General features: G+C 72.2%; 1 protein-coding gene. It reads right to left on the bottom strand.

Translation table 11 applies throughout. The annotated features are described in order from the left end of the window. Positions 1–614, bottom strand: a 614-nt coding sequence (locus ACG2DA_RS22990; RefSeq protein ID WP_395259047.1) for an IS5 family transposase, incomplete at its 3' end; no start/stop codon positions are given. Between the last annotated feature and the right edge of the window lie 30 nt (positions 615–644).

Below are 644 nucleotides of genomic sequence, written 5' to 3'. Positions count from 1 at the left end.
AAGGGCTCGATCCCCAATGACCGCAGCACGCCGCGAGTCGCGTCGCTGTCGTACCCGGCGTCGGCGTACAGCCGGTCCGGGGCTTCCTTCGGGCGACCCGGCTTGCCGCCGACGCGGGGGAACTCCTCCCGGACCAGCGGCAGGATCTGCGTGTGGTCGCTGGCGTTGGCGCCGGCGATCTTCACGCCCAAGGCGGCTCCGTCGCGATCCACCATGAGGCTGTATTTGCAGCCCGGACGGCCGCGGTCGACCGGGCTGGGGCCGGTTTGCTCGCCGGCCCCGTGGGCCCGGACGAGGACCGAGTCGACGATCGCGGCGTCGTGCTTCAACTCCCCGTCGCGGCGGAGCAGCCGCAGGAAGTCCAGGTGCACGCGGGCCCAGACGCCCAACTCCTCCCACTCGATCAGCCGGCAGCGGGCGGTCTCTCCGGAGCAGCCCATGTCGGGAGGCACGTCCCGCCACCGGCAGCCGGTCGTCAGCACGTACCACAAGACTTTCAGCACGACGCGATTGGGGACGCGGGGGCGTCCGCCTTCGGCGCCGACCGGGCGGTCCGGCGGCAGGTGGTGGGCGGCGACGTCGGCGAACTGTTCGGGCAGGCGGCACTGGGCCATGGCGGGTCCTCAAAGGCTGGATTCAGCCCT

Origin of the sequence: Alienimonas sp. DA493, assembly GCF_043951915.1 — a bacterium.
Classification (GTDB): Bacteria; Planctomycetota; Planctomycetia; order Planctomycetales; family Planctomycetaceae; genus Alienimonas.
This window is presented reverse-complemented; position numbering and strand designations above follow the sequence as displayed.